The following is a 19,637-nucleotide window of genomic DNA, read 5'->3' on the forward strand; positions in this document are numbered from 1 at the left end:
AGTTCTGCGGCACCGACCCGCTAGAGTGTTGATGGCTCTGAGACCCGGCGCTGACGCCCAGGTTTCCGACGCCGATGGTGGATGTAGTTCAGTTGGTAGAGCACCAGGTTGTGATCCTGGCTGTCGCGGGTTCGAGTCCCGTCATCCACCCCGACGAAGCCCCGTCTGCGATCCGCAGGCGGGGCTTTTTGGTGCTGCGGTCTCTTCCACGGCTTGCTGTCGATATCCGGAATCGCCGTACGTCACCATGGTGTCGGACCGATCCGGTTCGGCATCATGGCCACATCAGTCGGCCGAGACTGGAGGAACGATGAAGTACGCATTGCTGCTCATGGGACATGTCAACGATCCGGCCTGTGGTGAGGACGGTGGCGCCAGCCCCGAAGAGTTCTTCGCCTTCGACGAGGAGATCACCAAGGCCGGTGTCGTCGTCAACTCCTTCGCGCTGGAGGACGAGCGCGCGGTGGTGCACACCGACGACAGCGGCGAGCGGGTGGTCGCGTCGTCCGGGCCGTTCGCCGAGGTGCGGGAGTTCGTCGGCGGGGTGTACGTCATCGACGTCGCGAACGTCGACGAGGCGATCGAGTGGGCCCGCCGCAGCCCCGGTTCGGCGCCCGGCGGCCATGTCGAGATCCGGCCGCTCGCACCGTACTGAGCGATGACGAACAATTCACACCGTTCGGCGGCCACGGATTCCGCAGGGTCCGTGGCCCGCCGGGCGGTGTCGGCCGTCGATCGCGACGTCCGTTCTCGTGTACTCGCCACGCTCACGAAGAAGTTCGGCGATCTCGACCTCGCGGAGGACGCGTTGCAGGACGCGATCGCGCAGGCCCTGATCACCTGGTCGCGTACCGGAGTCCCGGATTCACCGGAGGCATGGCTGACGACGACGGCCAAACGCAAGGCGCTCGACGTGGTGCGGCGTGAATCCGTCCTCGCCGGGAAACTGGCCCGCCTGCACACCGAGAGCGAACGTGCCTCCACCCCTGCGGAGTTCAGAGACCCGGCCGAGGCGCCGCCACCGGGGTTGCCGGACGAACGCCTCGGCATGTTCTTCGCCTGCACCCATCCCGTGCTACGCGCCGAGGATCGAGTCGCGCTCACCCTCCGGTTCGTCGCCGGGCTGACCACCGCGGAGGTCGCGCATGCGCTGCTGATCCCGGTACCGACGACCCAGCAGCGAATCGTGCGCGCCAAGAAGCGAATTGGCGCGCTGGGTGTTCCGTTCGCGCCGCCGCGCGAGGGCGATCTCCCGCGTCGGCTCGGCGGGGTCCTGCGAGTCATCTACCTGCTGTTCTCCGAGGGGTTCGCGCGCTCGACCGGGGACGCGCACATCCGCGACGATCTCACCGGCGAGGCCGTCGCCCTCGCGCGCACCCTGCGCGCACTGCTCCCCAACGCCGAGACGACCGGACTGCTCGCCCTTCTGTTGCTCACTCAGTCCCGCCGGCCGGCTCGACTCGACTCCGACGGCCGACCGGTTCCGCTGGATGACCAGGATCGCCGGCTCTGGGACCGGGCGCTCGTCGCCGAGGGCGTCGCGCTCGCGGAACACGCTGCGGCACAAGCAGACGCCGGTCTGTACACGATCCAGGCGGCGATCGCGGCCGTGCACGCCGAGGCCGCCACCGCGGACGAGACCGACTGGACCCAGATCGCCGTCCTGTACCGACTACTCGAAGTGCACGATCCCGGACCCGTGGTGCGCGTCGGTCGCGCAGTCGCGGTCGGACGCGCGTACGGCCCGGCGCGCGGTATCGCGATGCTCGATCGATTGCAGTCGGACACACAACTCGACCGGTTCCGGCCCTTTCACATCGCCCGTGCCCTCACGCTGAGCGAACTGGGCGACGACCGCGGCGCGGCGACCGCGTACCGTCGCGCGCTCGAACTACCCGGCAACGGCGCCGAGGACGACTATCTCGCCGACGCACTGTCCGGGCTCTTCACCGGCCCGGTCCGAGACGACAGGAAGCTGGGCGAGATGTGATCTCGTTGCAGAAGCCGTCGTCCAGTCGGACGAATAGGTGTCAACCTCACTACGCCGAACCCGCGATGTATCACACTGAGATCCCCGTCTAGGAGATCCCCGTGCGTAGAATTCTCGCCCTGCTCTGCGTTTTTGCCGGCGCTGCTCTCGGGTTGACGAACGCTGTGCCAGCGAACGCCAGCGTCAACGTGCTTTACACAATCGAGGCGGATGCCCCTCACGTGTCGATCGCGTATGCCCCTGGACAGTGGCAGGACTATGTGATTCCGTACTCGAACCTCGCCGGACGGTACTCACTGACACTCAACACCAGACCTGCGACCAGGCCGGCCGCAATGTACATCGCCGCAATCGGCTCCGGGACGGTGCACTGCCGAATACGCGTCTCCGGTCAGGTCGTTGCTGTGGACAATTCACGGTCCGTCGTTGTCTGCCAGGCGTGACCTCCCGACCGCCAGACTTTAACTCGACCGGCAGACTTCGATCGAGGTCTGCCGGTCGAGTTGAAGTCCAGGGGTCGGGGGGTCGACGGCGCCCGGGGACCTTCGTCCCCGAAAGTCCCCGAAGCCGGGCGCATGGGCATGCCTCGCAGTAACGTTCACCACATGCCTTCCTACTGGGTCATGCCTGCCGTTGCCCTGATCTCGTGCATCATCATCGGGATCGGGTTCATCATCGGGATCCCGGGCGGCGACGACAACGACTGAGTTCGACGTCCTGAACTGATCTCGACCACACGGCCGCGCCGTCAGGGCGTGTGCCGCGATGACACCGCACGTCTGCCGGTGTCGTCCGACGCCCGGAAGGACGGCACGTGGACCTCACGCGCAGACAGTTGATGGCCGGTGCCGCCGCGACCGCCGCCGCGGCCGGGCTCGGGTCCGGCCTGTCCGCCGCCCCGGCCGGCGCGTCGCCCCCGGGGTCGACGAGTTACCTCGTCGGCTGCGGCATCGGAGATGTCACGGGCGCGGTCGCCGGCCAGGGCATGATGGGGTATTCGAATCCAGAGCAGGTCGCGGCCGGGCTCCTGCAGCGTTGCTGGGCGCGGGCCTACATCATCGTCGATCCCGCCACCGGTCAGCGCGTCGTCTTCCTGACCGCCGACCTCGCATGCCTGTTCCAGTCGCACCACATGGGCCTGATGGCCAAGCTGCGCAACCGATTCGGCTCCTTGTACACCGAATCGAACGTGAATCTGAACGCACAGCACACGCACGCCTCCTGCGGCGGCACGTCCTGGGACTACGCGTATTCGCTCGCCGCGTTCGGGTTCAAGAAGAACTCCTACGACGCCGAGATCGACGGCATGTTCGCCGCGATCGTTCGCGCGCACGAGAATCTCGCGCCCGGCAGCGTCACGATCGGCCGCGAGGAACTGCACGACGCCAGCCGGAATCGATCCCGGGTCGCCTTCGACGCGAACCCGTCGGCAGACAAGCGGCGCTTCCCCGATGCGATCGACCCTCAGGTCACGGTGCTACGACTGCGGCGGCACGACACCTCCGGCGGCCGGGATGTCGGTGCCATCACCTGGTTCCCGACACACGGCACGTCCCTCACCGACCGCAACGTCCTCATCGCCGGCGACAACAAGGGTTACGCGAGCCACCTGTGGGAGCGCACCCTGCCCGGGTTCGTGGCCGCCTTCCCACAGACCAACTCCGGCGACATGACGCCGAACCTCGCACTCGCGCAGTTCGATCCGCGCGGACCGACATCGGACAACAGGCGCAACTGCGAACTCATCGGCGAGCGTCAGTACGTCGCCGGACGGCGAGGCTTCGAGGCGGCCCGTCCGATGACCCGGGGCGGCGTCGACTCCATCGTGCGGTACGTCGACATGTCGGCGGTCCGGATCTCCGGTACCTACACACCCGACGGCCGACCGGCGTCGACCACCCCCGCGATGATGGGTGCCGGCGCGGTCGCGACCAGCAGCGAGGACAACTACGAGCAACCGCTGCCCTTCCTCGTGGAGGGCATGACCAATCCCCTCGTCACCGCGCTCGGCGGAGACCGCGTCCCACCGATCGCACCGTGGATGCGAGACATGCAGGCGCCCAAACTGATCGCGTTCCCGCTCGGTCTGCTGCCGCCCTCGGGCTGGATCCCGGCGGTGGTGCCGCTGCAGCTCATGCGCATCGGCGAACTCGTGCTCGTCGCCGTACCCGCCGAGGTCACCGTCGTCGCGGGTCTGCGGCTGCGTCGAGTGGTCGCCGACGAACTGCGGACCGACGTCGACAACGTCCTCGTGCAGGGGTTCGCGAACGCCTACACCCAGTACGTCACGACGCCCGAGGAATACGACCTGCAGCACTACGAAGGCGGCGAGACCCAATTCGGGCGGTACACCCTGTCCGCCTACCTGCAGGAGTTCGCCGCGCTCGCCGCGGCCATGTCGTCCGGACGCCGGATCGGCCGTGGTCCGGCGCCGGTCGACAAGTCCGGACTGCAACCCGACCTGGTGCCCCCGGTCCCCGCCGACCGTCCGATACCGGGCCGACGCTACGGCGACGTCCTGCGTGAACCCGACGCCACGTACCGCCCCGGTTCGATCGTGACCGTGCAGTTCGTCGGCGCGCATCCCAACAACGACTTCCGGCACGGCCGGACCTATCTCGAGGTGCAGCGGCGTACCGGCAGCGAGTGGACGACGGTCGCCGACGACAACGACTGGTCCACGGAGTTCCGGTGGGCGCGCCCGGCCGGCAGCACCGACACGTCGCGGATCACGATCACCTGGCGGTCGCCGACGGACGCGTCCGGGATGTACCGCATCCGCTACTTCGGGGACAGCCGCGATGCGAACGGGTCGACGAGGCCCGTCTCTGGGACGAGTCGCACGTTCCGCGTCGGGTCCCGCTGACGCACGGACGCCACCGACCGCGCTGCGGTTCGGTGGCGTCCGAAGGCGTGCTGAGCGTCAGGCGTTGTCGGCGTTGCCCTTGCGCCACACCGACCATGGGATGTTCCAGTCGCCGAGACCATCGGTGCCCGACAATGTTCCGCCCGTGGTGTTCTTCACGATGACCGGGTCGCCGCGGAGGGTGTTCTCCATGACCCAGAGAGCGTTCTCCGGACTCAGGTTCAGGCAGCCGTGACTCGTATTGGTGTTGCCCTGCGCCCACACCGACCATGGTGCGGAGTGGAAGAAGATGCCGCTGTAGGACATCCGGGTCGCGTAGTCGACCGGGGTGCGGTAACCGTTCGACGAATTGACCGGCACGCCGTAGGTCGACGAGTCCATGATGATGTGGTCGTGCTTGTCCGAGACCAGGTAGATGCCGTTGTCGGTCTCGTCGCCGGCCTTGCCCATCGACGTCGGCATGGTCCGGATGACCTTGCCGTCGCGTTCGAAGACGACCTGCTTGGTGTTGTCGTCGGCCGTGACGATCATCGAGCGTCCGACGGTGAAGTTGGTCCGCACGTTCTCCTGGCCGAAGAGTCCGTCACCCAGGTCGATGCCGTAGGTGTTGACCGCGACCCGCACCTTGGTGCCCGGCTTCCAGTACTCCGCCGGCCGCCACCGGACCTCGCTCGGGCTGATCCAGTAGAAGGCCCCTTCGACCGGAGGGTCGGTGGTGATCCGGATGGCGCGCTGCGCCGCACGACGATCCGCGATCGGCTCGTCGAACTTCACCGCGACCGGCTGTCCGATACCGACGGTCTCGCCGGGGCTCGGTGTCAGATACGCCTGCGTCAGGTTGTTGGGGCTGCTCGTGGTGAAGGTGACCTTCTTGGTGACCGCACCACCGATGCCCACCGCGTCGGTCTCCAGGGTGTAGGTGCGGTTGTAGCCGAGGGCCTCGTTGCTGACCCACACCGTGTCGTTGTCGGCGAGGGTGCCCTTGACGGGGGTGCCGTCGGACTTCTTGATCAGCACCCGGCTGATGGTGCCCTCACTGGTCTTCACCTTGATGGGCGCACCCGGCTGCACGCCGACGGCGTTGTCGTTCAGGGGACGTTCGGCCCACTCGGTGATCTCGAGACCCGGCTTGAGCAGATCGTCGAAGAGACTCGAACTGCTGACGTTGTCGGAGTACGACGCCTCCTGCGTGCACGACGTCACCAGCGCGACGATTGCCAACATCACACCGCTGATGATCAGCGGCATCCGCCGAGTACGACCGATCCCCATCTCACTCCCGCCTGTCGACGCCCCGACCCCGAACCGGTCGGTCACGCTGCCCCGCAACCTTGAGAACACTGCACACCCCGAATCCGAAACGGACATTCCGAACCCCGATGTCGCGGACCAGTGTACGAGAGATCGGACCGAACGCTTCGGCCGTCATCCATTCGAGCGGCGTGTTGCGCACCCGAAACGCCGAACGTTCATCTGCCGTTCATCGACCACCGGCCGCGGTCGAAACCGTCTGAGACGCCACAAGACGCCTCGCTCGATGCGAGGCGTCTTGAGTACTCTGTGCGCCATCAGGGACTCGAACCCCGAACCCGCTGATTAAGAGTCAGCTGCTCTGCCAATTGAGCTAATGGCGCTTGGCGGTGCGAGATGGAACCTTACAGGACCCCCGCGGCAGAAGTGAAATCGCCTGGTCGGAGTGGCTTCTGCCGTTCGACGGGCCCGTGCGGACGAGGTCGCGCCGCCGATTGCTGGATCAGCGGGTCATCGCGAGGCGACCTTGCGGACGACGACGAGCAGGACCAGGGCGCCGACCCCGGCGAGTGCGTACTTCACCGCAGGCGTCTGCAGTGTCGCGAGAGCCTTCGACTTGGCGTCGTCGGCGAGCCGCTGGGGGTTGGCGCGCTCGGCCAGCGCGTCGAGCGTGCTGGCGAGGTCCTCACGGGCCTTGGCGATGTCCTGCTCGATACGTTCGGTATCTCCGGCCACGTTGCATCCTTCCGGCGCTTCTCGTTGGTCTTCTCACTTCCCGGCCGCCGCACGACCTCTCGGCGCCGGGGACGAACCGCCAGATGGCAGCGACTCGATGCTACGACATCCCGGCATCCGGGCATGTCGCCATGCACTAGCCTGGCTCTCATGGCTGAGACCACCACCCGACTGTCCGTGGGCGACACGGCGCCGTCGTTCACGCTGCCCGACGCGAACGGCGACCCGGTCTCGTTGTCGGACTACGCCGGCCGCAAGGTCGTCGTCTACTTCTATCCCGCAGCGGCCACCCCGGGGTGCACCAAGCAGGCGTGCGATTTCCGCGACAACCTCGGCGAGCTGAACGAGGCCGGGATCGCGGTCCTCGGCATCTCCCCCGACAAGCCCGCGAAGCTGGCGAAGTTCGTCGAGGCCGAGGGCCTGACGTTCCCGTTGCTCAGCGACCCGGAGAAGAAGGTGCTCACCGAGTGGGGCGCATTCGGGGAGAAGAAGATGTACGGCAAGACCGTCACCGGCGTCATCCGGTCGACGTTCCTGGTCGACGCCGACGGCACGATCGAACTCGCGCAGTACAACGTCCGGGCCACCGGACACGTCGCCAAGCTGCGCCGCGACCTGTCCGTCTGAGCCGGCCCCGATGCCCGAGTCCGCCGAACCGCTGGTGCCGCGCAAGCGGCCCACTCAGGAACGCAGCAAGCGCAAGTTCCAGGCGATGCTCGAAGCAGCACGCGAGCTGTTGATCGACGTCGGGTTCGAATCGCTGACCTGTGAGGAGATCGCGACCCGGGCCGAGGTCCCCATCGGCACGCTCTATCAGTACTTCGCGAACAAGTACGTCATCGTGTGCGAGCTGGACCGCCAGGACACCGTCGACGTCCGCGAGGAACTCACGGCGTTTTCCTCGGAGGTGCCGTCCCTGGAGTGGCCCAGCCTGCTCGAGAAGTTCCTCGATCACCTGGCGGCCCTGTGGCGCACCGACCCGTCGCGGCGGGCGGTGTGGCTGGCCGTCCAGTCGACACCGGCGACCCGCGCCACGGCGTCGCTGAACGAACGGGTGCTCGCCGAACAGGTCGCGCGGATCATCGCGCCGCTCACGCCGTCGCAGCGCGAACGCCGCGAGATGATGTCCCAGGTGCTCGTCCACACGGCCTACTCGCTCCTGAGCTTCTCCGTACAGGACGGCCACGACCACGACGAGACCGTCGCCGAACTCAAGCGGATGCTCGCCGGCTATCTGCTGCTCGAGGAGTCGACGACGGTCTGAGAGCCGCGCGGGGCTACCTGCCCTCGAGGATGGCCACCGCCGCAGCGGTGTCCCCGTCGTGGGTCAGCGACACATGCACGGTCGTGTCGCGCAGATGCTCGCCGATCTCGCCCGACAGACGGATGGCCGGACGGCCCCACGTGTCGGTCACGACCTCGATGTCGCTGTGCCGGATCAGCGGCAACAGCGGCGACCGCGAGAAGCGGCTCACCGACCACGCCTTCACGACCGCCTCCTTGGCCGCCCAGCGGGCGGCCAGATGCCGGGCGTCGTCGCCGGTCCCGGCGGCCGAGTCCCGACGCTCGCCGACCGTGAACCGGTCGGCGAACGTCGTACCCGGCTGCCGGAGCTGCTCGCCGAACTCCGGGATCGACACGATGTCGATTCCCACACCGAGAACGCTCATCCCTTGGTAGTCGCTCGCGCCATTCGCCTCACCGGGTGTCACCGACCACCCGCCACCGGCTCACCGGCGACGTAGACGTCGGCGCCGTCCAGACGGGTCTGCGGATCGAGGAGCATGCCCGCCTCGGCGTCGTGCTCGTCGACCGACTCGTCGAAGCGACGGTTCGGCGGACGCTGGTAGGCAGGCTCGCCACCGCAGATCGACTGCAGGAAGCGCTGACTGCCCAGGCGGGTCCGCTCGTCGGCGCGCTGACGGTAGGCGTCGCGCTCCTCCGGGTTCAGCGAGGCGATGAACGCCTCCGGGTGCACCACCGCGATCAGTCCGGACACGTGACCGAAGCCGAGGCTGGTCAGCAGACCCGCCTTGAGCGGGAACCGCTCGCCGAGCTGGAGGGTCTCCCGCGGCCAGACCAGGTGCGGGTACTCGGCCATCTTGTCGTCGACACAGTCGAGGCTGCGGTTGGGCGGGATCACGCCGTCACGCAGGATCTGGCACAGACCGATGAGCTGGAAGGCCGCCGCGCCACCCTTGGCATGACCGGTCAGCGACTTCTGCGACACCACGAACAGCGGTGCGCCCTTGCCGCGGCCGATGGCCGCCGCGAGCCGCTCGTGCAGTTCGGACTCGTTCGGATCGTTCGCCTTGGTGGAGGTGTCGTGCTTGGACACGACCGCCACGTCGTCGGCGCTGACGCCGAGCGAACCGAGCGCACGTGCCAGCGGCGAGGACAGCGACCCGCGAGCCGCGCCCAGGGCACCGAGACCCGGAGCCGGGATCGAGGTGTGCACACCGTCGCCGAAGCTCTGCGCCCACGCGACCACACCGAGCACCGGCAGACCCATCTCGGCCGCGACATCGCCGCGGGCGAGCAGGATCGTGCCGCCGCCGGCCGACTCGACGAACCCGCCGCGTCGGCGATCGTTGGCACGCGAGAACCGGCGATCGTCGATGCCGCGCGCGGTCATCTTCGCCGAGTCGGCGGTCGCCGACATCGCGCCGAAGCCGACGATGCCCTCGATACCCAGGTCGTCGAAGCCGCCCGCCACCGCGAACAGCGCCTTGCCGAGGCGGATCTTGTCGACGCCCTCCTCGACCGACACAGCTGCGGTCGCACATGCCGCCACCGGGTGGATCATCGCGCCGTAGCTACCGACATACGACTGGACCACGTGTGCCGCCACGATGTTCGGCAGGGCCTCCTGCAGGATGTCGTTGGCGTTGGCCTCGCCCAGCAGGGTGTTGATGTACAGGTCGCGCATGGAGGTCATGCCGCCCATACCGGTGCCCTGCGTGTTGGCGACCAGACCGGGGTGCACCCAGCGCATCAGTTCGCTCGGCGTGAAGCCCGACGACAGGAAGGCGTCGACCGTGGCCACCAGGTTCCACAGGGCGACCCGGTCGATCGACTCGACCATGTCGGGGCTGACGCCCCAGCGGGTCGGGTCGAAACCGGTCGGGATCTGACCGCCCACGGTCCGGGTCAGCGCGAACTGGCGCGGAACGCGGATCTCGGTGCCCGCCAACCGGGTGACCTGCCAGTCGCCGTCGGCGTTCTGCGTGACCCGGGTCTTCTCCGGGTTGGCACTGGCGAATGCTCGCGCCTCGGCCTCGGAGTTGACCGTGAAGGTCAGGTCCTCGTCGACGAAGACCGAGGTCAGCAGCGGCGAGGTGTTGTCGACCATCGCCCCGTCGTCGGCGTAGCGGCGGATACCGCAGCGGGCGACGACCTCGTCGTGGTACCGCTCGGCGATCTCGCTCTCCGGCACCGGGTCTCCGGACGCGGTGTCGTACCAGCCCGGCTTCGGCGCCGAATCCCAGTGCACCAGTCCGGTGTTCCAGGCGAGCTCGAGAACGCCTGCGGCCGAAAGCTTCTCGTCGACCTCCATCTCGAAGCGGGTGCGGGCCGAACCGAACGGGCCGAGCTCGCCGGCACCCACGATGACCACGAGGTCCTCGGGTCGGGCGTCGATCGACGGCCACTGCGGACGCATCGCCTTCGGGGCGCGCGCCGGTGCCGGCAGCGCCGCGACGGTCGTCGCCGACACCTCGTCGGTGTCCGCGGACTCCTCGGCGGCCGCCGCCGCGGTGGCCGCGAGCGCCTTGAGGTCGGTCGAGCTGTCCAGGCCGCCGGTGAAGTCGGCCAGGATCGGCGCACTCACCGCGGCCGACCGCTGCTCGGGGCGGCACAGGGTGAGCAGGTTCGCCGCCATCTCGTCGGTGCTCCAGGTGCGCACACCCGCCGCCTCGACCGCGTCGACCATCCCGTCGTTGTGACCCATCAGCCCGGTGCCGCGCACCCAGCCGATCAGGGCGTGGGCGAGCGTCGTCTTGGAACCCCAGGACTCCTCGGCCGACCAGCGCTGTACGAGTGCGTCGAGCGAGGCCTTGCTCTCGCCGTAGGCACCGTCGCCGCCGAACATGCCGCGGTTCGGCGAACCGGGCAACACGACGTGCACGCGGGCGGCGATGTCGTGATCGGAATGGACGTCGGCGAGACCGCCGATGAGCCGCTCCACCGACCAGAGGAGCACCTTCATCTCCAGCTCGGCGCGACCACCGGCGTCGGTGAGATCACCGGCGACCCGCGGTGCGGCGAACGGGAACAGCAGCGTCGGCTTCATCGCCGGCTTCACCACTGCCGTTGTGCCACCGAGGTTCTCCGTCTGCTCCCCCGCGATCCAGCCGACGAGGTCGTCGACATCGGCGTACGACGCCATGTTCGCGGGAGCAATCCACAGCGCGGCACCGGCCCGGGCGTTCTCGCGGTACAGCTTCTTGTAGAAGGCGAGACGGTCGGAGTTCAGGCGCGACGTCGTGGCGATCACGGTCGCGCCACCGGCCAGCAGCCCGGCGACCACGCCGGCGGCGATCGAACCCTTGCTCGCACCGGTCACCACGGCGATCTCGCGGCTGTAGGCACCCTTCTCGGGATTCTCCGCAGCGTGCGCGATCGCGCCGAAGATGCGGCCGTGCACGGCGTTTCCGTTCGCGAGGGCCTTGCCCTGCCACCAGGTGGCGTGGTCGGCGACGGTGTCACCGGCTCCGGCGAACCCGCCGACGATGGTGTCGAAGTCGGCGTCGAGGTCCTGCTCGTCGGTCAGCCAGAGTCGGACGAGATCCTCACGGGCGGTTGCCCACCGGTCGTCGATGAGGACGACCTTGGCCGCGTCGAAGGCCGGCGCCACCGTACGGGCCCAGTCCGACCCGAGTTCGGCGCTGACCAGCTCGGCGAGCTCGGCGTTCGGGTCGGCCACGGCCTCGGCGAGATCGGCGACCTCGGCGAGTCCGAGCTTGTCCAGCAGGGTGTACGCGGCCGAGGCCAGCGCGCCGGACCGGCCGGTGATCTGCTCGGTGAACTCTCCCAGCGCCGCGGCGTCGACCGTTGCGCCACCACCGGATTCGGCGGCCGGCTTGCCGACCGGGATGCCCTTGACCGCACCCACCGCGGACACGGCCTTGTCGATGAGGGTGTCGAGTGAATCGGTGTCCGTCAGCGGGCCGTCGAGCAGATTGCCCAGCGCCTCGCCGCGGACGGACGCGCCGTCCCTGGTGCCCAACGCCAGCGCGACGGTGGTGTGCAGACCCCACCCCGGACCCAGCTGCCAGACACCCGACACGCGGTCGGTGATGTAGTTCTGGCGCTTGCCCAGCGGGCCGAGCACCTTGCGGACCTGGTCGCTGACCGCATCGGTGAGCACCGCACCCAGCGGCCGGTAGCCACGGGCGAGGGTCTCCACGGTCGACGACAGCGCGGTCATGTCGGCTTCGGCGGCACCGTCGATGGCGCCGAGTCCGAGCTCGCCGCCGATGTCGAGGAGCAGCTGGTTACGACGCGACGACACACCGTCGCAGAGCGCCTCGATCGTGTCCGCGGACCCGATCTGGTCGACGCGCATCTTGGTCCACAGCGCGATCACGGACTTCACCGCATCCGACGGCGTGAACGCGATGTCGTCGGGACGCGGGCCGCCGGCTGGTGCCGCCGGTGCCGCGGGAGCAGCAGGCGCGGGCGCCGCCGCGGCGGCCGGAGCCGCGTCCGCCGCCGACGTCTCGGCCGCTGCGGGAACGTCGAGCTCGTCCTCGTCGGGCTCGTGCCCGGCGTCCTTGGCCAGGATCGTGTCGGTGTCGCGCTCGACGTTGAGCACCTCGGTGGTGGCCGCGGCGTAGTCGTCGAGCTTGAGGGTGTTGGTGGCCAGACCCGACAGCGTCGGGGCGCCCTTCAGACCGATCTCGACGAAGCGCTGGACTCCCAGCCCGTTCCGCTCGGGACCGCTGAACAGCAGTTCCTGGGTCTCGATCCACCGCACCGGGCTGGCGAACTGCCAGGCGAGCAGCTCGATCAGGATCACCCGGGCCAGTTCGCTCGGGGTCGCCTCCCAGGCGTCCCAGTCGGCGAGGACCTCGTTCAGCGGATCCGACGGCACCAGCGCCGCGATCTCCTCGACGAAGTCGCGTCCGAGGTTGAACAGGCGCGGCACCAGGTTGGGGATGTAGCGGCCGATCAGGATGTCGATGTCGATGTCGGCGGGCAGCAGCTCGGCGAGCTTGCCGCGGAATTCCGGGACCCCGGCGCGCAGCACGCTCGAGTGGAACGGGACGTCGATGCCCGGGATCAGGATGAACGCGCGCTTGCCCCCGAACTCCGCACGCCGCCGGTCGATCTCGGCCTCGAGCAGTTCGAGACCGCGAACCGTGCCGGCGATCGCGTACTGCGAGCCGAGGAGGTTGAGGTTGACGACCTCCAGGAACTCGCCGCCCGCGGCGCCCACGCCGGACACGAAGTCGGTGACCTCGGCGTCGGCCAGACCGAACTGGCTCGGCCGGATGGCGGCCATCCGATAGTCACTGCGCCCCTGCTCATCTCGCGGGACGAGGTGATGCATGGCCTCGCCGCGCTGGAACACGACTTCGAGGACGGCCTCGAGCGGGAGGACGCCGGCGCATGCGGCGAGCGCGTTGTACTCACCGACCGAGTGACCACACGTGATGGCACCCTCGACGAAGCCACCGGACTCCTTGAGCTCGGCGATCTGCGCGACACCGAGCGTCGCCATGGCGACCTGGGTGAACTGCGTCAGGTACAGCACGCCGTCGGGGTGGTTGTAGGTGGTCCCGTTGGCGACGAGCGTCGTCGGGTTGTCGCGGACCACGGCGAGGATCGAGAAGCCCAGCGCCGCACGGGTGTGCTTGTCGGCACGATCCCAGATCTTGCGGGCGGCCTTCGACCGCGAGCGGGCGTCGAGTCCCATGCCCTTGCTCTGGATGCCCTGGCCGGGGAACGCGTAGACGGTCCGCGGCGCGGCGAGCAGACCGGTCGCGCTCATCACGAGGTTGTCGCCGACCTTGGCGCTGACCTCGACGACCTCGTTGCCGTTGTCGAGACCCACGCGGTCGACGCGCACCGAGATGCGGTCGCCGAGCCGGACCATGCCGAGATAGCGTGCGGTCCAGCCGATCAGCGGACGAGGCGATGGCGTCGGATTCTTCGCGTCGGTCGCGGTGACGACCTGCTGCGCGGCGGCCGACAGCCACATTCCGTGGACGATCGGGTCGCCGAGACCGGCCAGCTTCGCGGCTGCGGCGTCGGTGTGGATGGGGTTGCGGTCACCGGACACGACGGCGAAACCGGTCATCCGGTTCGGCGCGGTGATGGTGGCCGTCCGGAGCAGCTTGCGGGTGGCCGACTGCTCGGCGGCGGGTGCACCGCCGGCCCGGGCCGGGTCGGTGAGCTCGGCGGCGCCCAGACGCCCACGGATCGCGAAACGCTCCTCGAGCGTCGCGATCGGGCCGGCTGGTCCGGCGATCTCCACCGTGACCTCGACGACACGACCGACGTCGGCATCCCGGACCGCGCCGGTCCGTGCGGTGACGGTCAGTTCGGCTGCGGTGGCGGGGATCTCCCCGGTCAGCGCGATCGCGTGATCGAGGTGGACCAGGTCGAGCAGACCCTCGACGACCGGGTCACCGGAATCGGTGCGGGCGGCGCCGATGACGCTGAACACGCTCGGCCAGCACGCGCCGACCAGGGTGTCGGGCACGGCGAAACCGAACGGGTCGGTCGGGGTGGTCGGGCGCAGGTGCGGCGGCAGGGAGAACCCGGTCACCGCAGCGTGATCGGCGACCGAATCCGGCTGCCAGGAGACGGTCGTGACCGACACGCCGTCGGTCACCTCGGCCAGGCTGCCGCCGGCGGCCACGGTGAGGATCTCGCGCATCGCGGTCGACGCGTCGTCGAGGCCCACCAGCGGCGAACCACCGTCGCGCAGGCTTTCGCCGGCCAGCAGCGGGATACGCACGGAAGCGCCCGAGATGGGGACGACGAGGTCGAAACGGGTGGCGTCGGAGTCGGCGGAGACCTGCTCCAGGACGGCGCCGCTGACGGCGTGTTCGGCCCGCTCGGGTCCGACCACGGTCCAGGCGTCGCGATCGCCGAGCAGCGCGATCGGGCTCGCCACGATCCGGCCGGCCCAGCTGACGTCGTCGGACTCCAGCACCGAGGTCAGCACGCCGGCCTCCTCGGCCAGCCCGGCCCGGTGCCGGGAGGCGACGGCGACCGGGCGCTCGCCGGTGGCCTGCAGATCGGACGCGACCCGGGCCTCGAACCGATCGAGCAGTTCGCCCACGGGCTCGTCGACGCGGGTGATGCCCGCGACGGCGACCGGCCCCGGGATGACGCAGACGGCGTCGGCGCCGTAGCGCGGGTCGTGGGCCTGCCACAGGGAGTCACTGCGCCACCAGCGGCGCACGTCCTTGTCGATCACCGGCACGAAGTTGACGGGCTTGCCGGGGGTGCGGCACAGCTCCAGGAAGAACGCGACGTCCGCGGGATGCAGGATGTCGGTGTCGATCTCGGGGTACACGCTGCCGAGCGCGTCGATTGCGGCATACGCATCGGCGGCAGCGGTGACCTCGGCGAACATCGTCGGGATGGGCCCGGAGTCCTGCGGGTGCATGCGCGCCTCGGTGCGCTGCAGCATCTCCACGAAGCGCTGCTGCCAGGTGATGTCGGCCCACGGGACCTGCTCGCCGCGGGCGTCACCGACGGCCAGCGCGGCGTACCGGTCGAGCCACTCGCGGTAGGTCATGGTGGCGACGTCGCCGAAGTACGGCTTCGCGGTGTCGGCCATCGCGGCGATGATCTCGTCGCGGCGGGCGGCCACGGCGTCGGCGTCACCGGCGACCTCGTCGAGCAGCCGGCCGCACCGCGACGCGGTGTTGTCGACCTCGTGGATGTCGGCGCCGAGCTGCGAACGGCCGGACGCCATTCCGGCGGTGGCGTGACCGGCGCCGATCCACTCGTCGATGCCGGCGGTGTCGACGAGGAGCTGCTTGACCTCGGGGGTGGTCGTCGCCTCCTTGGCCGCCATGGCGGCGGTGCCGATGAGGATGCCGTCGAGCGGCATCGTCGGGTAGCCGTAGCCGGCCGACCAGCTGCCGGTGAGGTATTCACTGGCGCGCTCGGGCGTGCCGATGCCACCGCCGACGCAGATCACGACGTTCGGGCGGGCGCGGAGCTCGCCGTAGGTCGCGAGCAGCAGGTCGTCGAGGTCTTCCCACGAGTGGTGGCCACCGGCGCGGCCGCCCTCGATCTGCACGATGATCGGGTGATGCGGAACCTCGGCCGCGATGCGCACGACGGACCGGATCTGCTCCACGGTGCCGGGTTTGAAGGCGACGAACCGGAGTCCGGCCTCGACGAACTCGTCGACGAGCGCGACCGCGTCCTCGAGTTCGGGTATGCCCGCCGAGACGATGACGCCGTCGAGCGGGGCTCCCTGCGCGCGGGCCTTCTGCACGATGCGCTTGCCGCCGAGCTGCAGCTTCCACAGGTAGGGGTCGAGGAACAACGCGTTGAACTGCGCCTCGCGTCCCGGCTCGAGCAGATCGGTGAGCGTGGCGATGTTGCGCGCGAAGATCTCCTCGGTGACCTGACCGCCACCGGCCAGCTCGGCCCAGTGTCCGGCGTTGGCCGCGGCGGCGACGATGGCCGGGTCGACGGTCGTCGGCGTCATGCCGGCGAGCAGCATCGGCGAACGTCCCGTGAGGCGGGTGAAGGAGGTCTCGACGACGGTACGGCCGTCGGGCAGCTCGACGAGGGTCGGCGCGAACTGCGACCACGGGGTCGCGACCTCGGGCACGCCGCCGGGGCTGAACAGGTTGCGCTGTCCGACTCGCAGCGCGGCGGGCACCAGGCCGACGCCCTGCCCGCGGACCAATGATGCGGTGAGACGGGTTGCGATGTCCCCGGGACCGAAGTCCAGGACCCACTTGGCGCCGCCGGCCACGATCGAGTCGACCGAGGCGACCCAGTCGACGTGCCCGACGAGGATGTCGTGGGCGTGGCGGGTGGCGAGGTCACGGTCGATGCCGCAGCGGTCAGCCCACTGGCCGACCAGCTCGACAGCCTCTGCCATCGCCGGGTGGTGGAAGGCCACCGACACCTGCAGGTGGTCGAACTTCGGCGCGAACGGCGCCCCGCCGGTGAGCTTGCGCTTGCGCTCGTCGGCCTCGGTCGCGGCGACCCGCTCACAGAGGGCGGCGAACGCGGCGAGGTGCCGCGGTGCCCCGGACAGCACGACGGCGGTGCGGCTGTTCTTGATGGCGACCACCGGGGCGGTCGTCAGATCGTTGTCGGACAGGCCGGCGCGGTACTGCGCCAGGATCTCGTCGACGCGAGCCGGGCTGACGTTGGTCAGTGCGAGCATCGGCGTGCCGTCGGTGGTGACACCCAGCCCGCGGCGACGCGCGGTCAACGAACCGGCGGCGCCGATGAGGTGCGCGACGGCCAGCAGCAGGCCCTGACCGGACTCGGCGATCCGGCCGTCGGCGCCCACCGCATCGGTGGCCAGCGAGCCCTGGGAATGCCCGACCACGGCCTTCGGCGGGAGCACGGCGGTGTCCAGGCCCTGCTTGCGGAGTGCCTCCACGGCGGCGAGCTGGGTGAGCAGCACACCCGGACCCGAGAGGGTGAAATCGGCGAGAGTGGCCTCGGCGGGCACGTCTTCACCTGCGTCGTGCGCGTGCACCCAGGTGAGCGGGTGGAACCCGGACACCCGTGCCACGACGAGTTCGTCGGCAACCGGCTCGACGAGCCGTTCGGCGGAATCGACGATGGTGGCGACCCGGTGTTCCAGGTCGGCGTCGACGACCAGCTCGGTCAGCGTGGGCAGCCATGCGCCGCCCTGCCCGCCGAAGCTGATCGCGTAGGGCTCGCCCTGCGTGAGCCGCTCGATGAGCGTGGTGGTGGGCCGTTCTGCGTTGGCGGCGCCCTGCGAGCCGGAGCGGAACTGGTCGACGGTCACGGATACTCCTCTGTGGTGGTCGGTCTCAGAGTGTGGACTTGCGGAGTGCGTAGGTGCGGTGCAGTAGATGTCTGTGGGTGTTGTGCGGTTGGTCTGCGAGTCGCGGCGGCGCGAGAAACGCTGTCGGCAGCGGCCTTTCCGTGCGCTGACGTGATCGGTCTCGCCGCCGTCGCGCACGACCGGCCGCGGTGGCGACACCGCCGGATCGAACTAGCTGGTACAACAAAGGAACACGCCTGCCGCACAACAACATTGGCGCGCACCGGTTTTGTCCGGAGCCGGCGTCGGCGTGAACATGACACCTATGATGACACACGAAAGTGAGGGAACCCTCATGTTTGTCGGTGACCTGTCGGTATACCGACCAGTAACCGCGCGGGTAACTTTCGGCACCGTGTCAACCACCATGGGAAGCGTCGGAAAACCGCCAGGCCAGGCAACATACCCAGGGGTACGCGTGCGCCCGAACTCTCGCTCGGTCAACCGTTATCAAACCGTTATGTGATGTGGGGCACCACTGCGCGTCGCGGTCCAGCCGAGCCGCAGGCCGAGTGCCATCGAGACACCCCACTAGAGTCGGCCGCATGAGCAGTTGCATCTTCTGCGCCATCATCGCGGGCACCTCCCCGGGTCGCATCGTCTACTCCGACGACGACGTCCTCGGGTTCCTCGACATCCGGCCCGTGACCCGCGGGCACACCCTCCTCGTGCCCCGGGTCCACTCCTCCGGGCTCGACGACCTCGACCCCACCCTCGGCGCCGCTCTCTTCCGCGCCGGCCAACGAGTCGCCACCGCGATGAAGACCGGACCGGTGTCCGCCGACGGGGTCAACCTGGCACTGAACGACGGCCGCGCGGCCTTCCAGACCGTCTTCCACACCCACCTGCACGTCGTCCCCAGACACGACGGGGACAAGCTGAGTTTCGCCAAGGGCTTCCTCGTCCGCCGCGACCCCGACCCCGACGAGACCGCGGCTGCGGTGCGCGCCGGGATCGAGTCCGTCGGATGACCTTCGCCGGCGAGCCCGACCCGGACACCGGGGCCGGGACCCGGATTCCGGACGCGGTGGCCGACCTCGTGCGTCGCGCGGAGTGGATCACGGTGTTCAGCGGCGCGGGTATGTCGGCCGAGAGCGGCATCGCCACCTTCCGGGACGCCCAGACCGGTTTGTGGGAGAAGTTCGATCCCGCCGAACTCGCCACCCCGGAAGCGTGGGCGCGCGACCCCGCACTGGTCTGGGGGTGGTACCGCTGGCGCGCCCGCGAAGTGCTTGCCGCGCAGCCCAATGCGGGCCACCGCGCGCTCGCCGAACTCGCCACGAGCCGCACCGTCATGATCGTGACGCAGAATGTCGACGATCTCCACGAGAGGGCCGGCGGCGACGTCGTCAGCCACCTGCACGGCAGCCTGTTCGCCCCCCGGTGTTCGGTCTGTGGGACCCCGTACGACGGCCCCGGCGCATTCCCCGATCCCGGCGACACCGGTACCGCGCCGGATGACCCGCGCGTCGACCCGCCCACGTGTCCGCGCTGCGGCGGGAGGGTACGGCCCGGCATCGTGTGGTTCGGCGAAGCACTGCCCGAATCGGATTGGCAGCGAGCGGATCAGGCGTTCCGTGCGGCCGAGGTGGTGCTCGTCGTGGGCACCAGCGGGATCGTCTACCCGGCAGCCGCGCTACCCGAACGCGCGGTGCGTGCGGGCATCCCGGTCATCGAGTTCAACCCGTCGCCGTCCGCGCTGTCCGACATCGTGACCCACAGTCTGCGGATGCCCGCCGCCGTCGGTCTGCCGGCGTTGCTCGCGTCACTCGGCTGACGAGGTG

11 protein-coding genes and 2 tRNA genes are annotated in these 19,637 nt (G+C 69.3%); 8 read left to right on the forward strand and 5 right to left on the reverse strand.

What is annotated here, in order from left to right; all coding sequences use genetic code 11:
• The first annotated feature begins 77 nt into the window (after nt 1-77).
• The 4 genes from JW364_RS04485 (at nt 78) to JW364_RS04500 (ending at nt 4,856) form a co-directional block, all read left to right on the forward strand.
• Nucleotides 78-150: transfer RNA gene (locus tag JW364_RS04485), tRNA-His, on the forward strand.
• A 160-nt stretch (nt 151-310) separates the two neighbouring features.
• Nucleotides 311-655 (forward strand): YciI family protein, encoded by a 345-nt coding sequence (locus tag JW364_RS04490; protein ID WP_010841666.1) that lies wholly within the window; start codon nt 311-313, stop codon nt 653-655.
• A gap of 3 nt (nt 656-658) precedes the next feature.
• Nucleotides 659-1,990 carry an RNA polymerase sigma factor gene (locus JW364_RS04495; protein WP_165630217.1) on the forward strand — a complete coding sequence of 444 codons (1,332 nt, stop codon included), beginning with the start codon at nt 659-661 and terminating at the stop codon, nt 1,988-1,990.
• Between the two features lie 814 nt (nt 1,991-2,804).
• Entirely contained in the window at nt 2,805-4,856 is a 2,052-nt protein-coding gene (locus tag JW364_RS04500) for a neutral/alkaline ceramidase (RefSeq protein WP_205333122.1), read from the forward strand.
• Nucleotides 4,857-4,913: 57 nt separating this feature from the next.
• Here the strand turns inward: JW364_RS04500 and JW364_RS04505 are convergent, their stop codons facing one another.
• From JW364_RS04505 to JW364_RS04515, 3 genes are all read right to left on the reverse strand, one after another.
• Nucleotides 4,914-6,104 carry an Ig-like domain-containing protein gene (locus tag JW364_RS04505; protein WP_058250283.1) on the reverse strand — a complete coding sequence of 397 codons (1,191 nt, stop codon included), beginning with the start codon at nt 6,102-6,104 and terminating at the stop codon, nt 4,914-4,916.
• 313 nt (nt 6,105-6,417) lie between these two features.
• Nucleotides 6,418-6,490 (reverse strand) — tRNA-Lys (locus tag JW364_RS04510).
• 127 nt (nt 6,491-6,617) lie between these two features.
• Nucleotides 6,618-6,842 carry a DUF3618 domain-containing protein gene (locus JW364_RS04515; protein ID WP_058250014.1) on the reverse strand — a complete coding sequence of 75 codons (225 nt, stop codon included), beginning with the start codon at nt 6,840-6,842 and terminating at the stop codon, nt 6,618-6,620.
• A 150-nt stretch (nt 6,843-6,992) separates the two neighbouring features.
• Between JW364_RS04515 and bcp the strand changes: the two genes are divergently transcribed.
• Nucleotides 6,993-7,469, forward strand: coding sequence for a thioredoxin-dependent thiol peroxidase (bcp, locus tag JW364_RS04520; RefSeq protein WP_055474734.1), 477 nt, complete (start codon nt 6,993-6,995; stop codon nt 7,467-7,469).
• 10 nt (nt 7,470-7,479) lie between these two features.
• On the forward strand, nt 7,480-8,106 hold the full coding sequence (locus tag JW364_RS04525; protein ID WP_055474733.1) for a TetR family transcriptional regulator: 627 nt from the start codon (nt 7,480-7,482) through the stop codon (nt 8,104-8,106).
• Nucleotides 8,107-8,119: 13 nt separating this feature from the next.
• On the opposite strand, the gene JW364_RS04530 is transcribed toward JW364_RS04525, so the two are convergent.
• Both JW364_RS04530 and JW364_RS04535 read right to left on the reverse strand, forming a co-directional pair.
• Nucleotides 8,120-8,512 (reverse strand): holo-ACP synthase, encoded by a 393-nt coding sequence (locus JW364_RS04530; RefSeq protein WP_055474732.1) that lies wholly within the window; start codon nt 8,510-8,512, stop codon nt 8,120-8,122.
• A 38-nt stretch (nt 8,513-8,550) separates the two neighbouring features.
• Nucleotides 8,551-17,814 carry a type I polyketide synthase gene (locus tag JW364_RS04535; protein ID WP_205333121.1) on the reverse strand — a complete coding sequence of 3,088 codons (9,264 nt, stop codon included), beginning with the start codon at nt 17,812-17,814 and terminating at the stop codon, nt 8,551-8,553.
• A 584-nt stretch (nt 17,815-18,398) separates the two neighbouring features.
• Between JW364_RS04535 and JW364_RS04540 the strand changes: the two genes are divergently transcribed.
• Nucleotides 18,399-18,824 (forward strand): HIT family protein, encoded by a 426-nt coding sequence (locus JW364_RS04540; RefSeq protein ID WP_065629038.1) that lies wholly within the window; start codon nt 18,399-18,401, stop codon nt 18,822-18,824.
• Nucleotides 18,821-19,630 (forward strand): NAD-dependent deacylase, encoded by an 810-nt coding sequence (locus JW364_RS04545; protein WP_137809293.1) that lies wholly within the window; start codon nt 18,821-18,823, stop codon nt 19,628-19,630. The genes JW364_RS04540 and JW364_RS04545 overlap by 4 nt, the downstream gene beginning before the upstream one ends.
• Nucleotides 19,631-19,637: the final 7 nt, after the last annotated feature.

The sequence above is a fragment of the Gordonia sp. BP-119 genome, from assembly GCF_016924115.1.
GTDB lineage: Bacteria > Actinomycetota > Actinomycetes > Mycobacteriales > Mycobacteriaceae > Gordonia > Gordonia hongkongensis.